At 41.0% G+C, this 3,088-nt stretch carries 2 protein-coding genes and 1 tRNA gene; 1 reads left to right on the forward strand and 2 read right to left on the reverse strand.

The window, feature by feature from the left end; translation table 11 throughout:
- Positions 1-193 precede the first annotated feature (193 nt).
- A tRNA-Leu gene (locus RM541_RS17290) sits at positions 194-278 on the reverse strand.
- Between the two features lie 127 nt (positions 279-405).
- On the opposite strand from RM541_RS17290, the gene RM541_RS17295 reads away from it, so the two are divergent.
- Positions 406-1,800 carry a dipeptidase gene (locus RM541_RS17295; RefSeq protein ID WP_311501383.1) on the forward strand — a complete coding sequence of 465 codons (1,395 nt, stop codon included), beginning with the start codon at positions 406-408 and terminating at the stop codon, positions 1,798-1,800.
- 209 nt (positions 1,801-2,009) lie between these two features.
- Here the strand turns inward: RM541_RS17295 and RM541_RS17300 are convergent, their stop codons facing one another.
- Positions 2,010-3,014 (reverse strand): metal-dependent hydrolase, encoded by a 1,005-nt coding sequence (locus RM541_RS17300; RefSeq protein ID WP_311501384.1) that lies wholly within the window; start codon positions 3,012-3,014, stop codon positions 2,010-2,012.
- Positions 3,015-3,088: the final 74 nt, after the last annotated feature.

Genomic DNA, 3,088 nt, shown 5'->3' on the forward strand with positions numbered 1-3,088 from the left:
ATTTAGAGCCCAATTTAGAGGTGTAAAAAATGTGGAATTCTTCCTCTATAGATTGACTACAATTTTTGCATAAACACAACAATTAGGCTTGATCCCAATTAGGCTTGATCCTTGATCCATCCTTGATCCTTAGAAATTTCCTTAAGTGGCACCCAAAACAAAAAAGCCGACTCGTTAAAGTCGGCTTTTCCCTTGGTGCGGGCGAGAGGACTCGAACCTCCACACATTGCTGCACTAGATCCTAAGTCTAGCGTGTCTACCAATTCCACCACGCCCGCTTGTTTGGACAAATCTGCTATCCGTTATTTGGTTAGCGGATGCAAATATACATAATAGTTTCAATTTTCAAATAGTCAGAGAAAAAAAATTCAAATTATTACCTTTGAATTATTCTAAAACCACAAAATGAAAGACATCAAAGAATATATAGAAGAAAATAAAGACCGTTTTGTTCAGGAATTAATTGACTTGCTGAAAATACCGTCCATTAGCGCTGATTCAAATTATGAAAAGGATATGCTGAAGACAGCTGAAGCGGTGAAACTAAAACTGCAGGATGCCGGTTGTGACCAGGTCAAAATATGCGAGACTCCGGGACATCCTGTTGTGTACGGAGAAAGAATTATCAGCAAAGATCTACCAACGGTTCTGGTTTACGGCCATTACGATGTTCAGCCACCAGACCCGCTAAATCTTTGGGAGAATCCCCCGTTTGAACCAGTGATCCAAAACACCAAAATTCATCCTGAAGGGGCTATTTTTGCCCGCGGAGCCTGCGACGATAAAGGTCAGATGTATATGCACGTTAAGGCTTTGGAATATATGACCAAAAACGACGAGCTCCCCTGCAACGTGAAATTTATGATTGAAGGGGAAGAAGAAGTGGGTAGTGAACATCTGGGCTGGTTTATAGAACAAAACAAGGAAAAACTTGCGAATGATGTGATACTGATTTCCGACACCGGAATGGTTTCCAAAGAAACTCCTTCGATTACCACCGGACTTCGCGGACTCTCCTATATTGAAGTTGAAGTCACCGGTCCTAACCGCGATCTGCATTCCGGCTTATATGGCGGTGCTGTGGGGAATCCCATAAATATCCTTAGTAAAATGATCGCTTCTCTTACAGATGCAAATAATCATATCACCATTCCGGGATTTTATGATAAAGTTGAAGAGTTAAGTAAGGAAGAGCGTAAGAAAATGGCTGAAGCTCCTTATAATGAAGAGGAATATAAAGACAAACTGAAAATTAATGACGTCTACGGCGAAGCTGGTTATTCTACTCTGGAAAGAGCTTCTATTCGCCCAACCCTGGATGTAAATGGAATCTGGGGCGGCTATATTGGCGAAGGCGCGAAGACCGTTCTTCCCGCAAAAGCCTTTGCCAAAATCTCTATGCGACTGGTTCCTAATCAGGATTGGAAAGAAATAACCCAACTTTTCAAAAAGCATTTTGAAGCAATTGCTCCCAAAGCGGTTACCGTAGAAGTTAAACCTCACCATGGAGGCTATGCTTATGTAACGCCTATCGATAATGTTGGTTTTAGAGCAGCGAGTAAAGCTTATGAAGAGACATTTGGCCAAACTCCAATTCCGCAAAGGAGTGGCGGTAGTATTCCGATAGTTTCTCTATTTGAAAAAGAGCTGAAAAGTAAAATTATTTTAATGGGCTTCGGACTTGATACCGACGCGATCCACTCCCCAAACGAACATTTTGGAATCTGGAATTACCTGAAGGGAATTGAAACTATTCCATGGTTCTACAAGTATTTTACAGCACTAAAAAAAGAGGAATAGATCTTGGACTTTAGACGGTAGACCTTAGAGTAAATGGTGAAGAGTGAATAGTTCAGTTCACACTTCACCTCTCACTACTAATTTTCATACTTCAAAAAATTCTCCCGCAGATTTTGCAGATATGCGCAGAAGCTATGTTGTCTTTTGTCTCTCTTCTTTACTTCTTTACTTCTTGACTTTTTCACTTTTTCAATTTTTCACTTAAAAGCTCAATTCCCCAAAATACGATTTCCCAGGTCTGCAAGCAACTTTTTAGCATCGCCCCTGCCCTTTTCTACTTCTCTGGCGCTAATCGTTCCATTCTCCGGAATAAGCTCATAACTGAAAACAAAATTTTCATCGTTGGAAGCAGGCTCTAACGTTCCAAAACGGAGATCGTTAAAAAACAGTTTTCCGTTTTTTTCTGAAATAGTGTACCAACCATTGCTGATATCGATAAGCCGCTGAACATTTTCATCGTCCTTAAGATCTCCCAGTAAATGATGATTTTTGGGATATTCATAATACTGAACAGGCTTGGTATCGAATATAGAATAATCGCCAATCAGAAACCTGTCTTCCAGTTTCACATTCGCCGTCCAAAGAATGGTATTTAAAGGAGCTGGTTTTGTCTCTATATCTTCATAAGAAATTTCCTGATTGTCCAGGGAATCGGTAAATTTTCCGAAGGTATAGCCCTTCAGTAGTAATGTTACCACCAGCAGGTAAAAACTACTTACACGAAGACCCCAGTAATTCAGTTTTCGTCTTTCGGGAGAAGTTCTCTTTTTCCGCATGGCGAGAATCAGGAACACGAGAAACGGAAGGGTATAAAGCGGATCGATTACAAAAATATTTTTGTAGGCCAGCCGCAAATCCAGTGGCCAGAAGAGTTGAGTTCCCCACGTAGTATGAGCATCGAGTAACGGATGCGTGACCAGGCCCCAGAACATCAATTTTGACCAGTCCTTCCAGTTGGCCTCCGATTTTCTTTCAATCTTTGAAATCAGCCAGCCGAAAATGGGTGCAAAGAGAATAGAAAATACAATAGAATGACTAAAGCCGCGGTGGATTTCAATGGCCGTAATAGTATCAGTAAAGTATCCTACAAAGGTATCCAGGTCTGGAATTGTTCCTGCAATGGCGCCGTAAAGCATAGCCTTGTTGCCGATTTTCTTGCCCAGCACCACTTCTCCTACAGAAGCTCCTAATACGATTTGTGTTAATGAATCCAATGTTCTTGTTCGTTGTTTGTTGTTTGTTGTTTTATATATGTTGTCGGCTCTAAGTTTTCAGTTGCCAGTCAGGC

It is taken from the genome of Autumnicola psychrophila, from assembly GCF_031846645.1.
Lineage (GTDB): Bacteria > Bacteroidota > Bacteroidia > Flavobacteriales > Flavobacteriaceae > Autumnicola > Autumnicola psychrophila.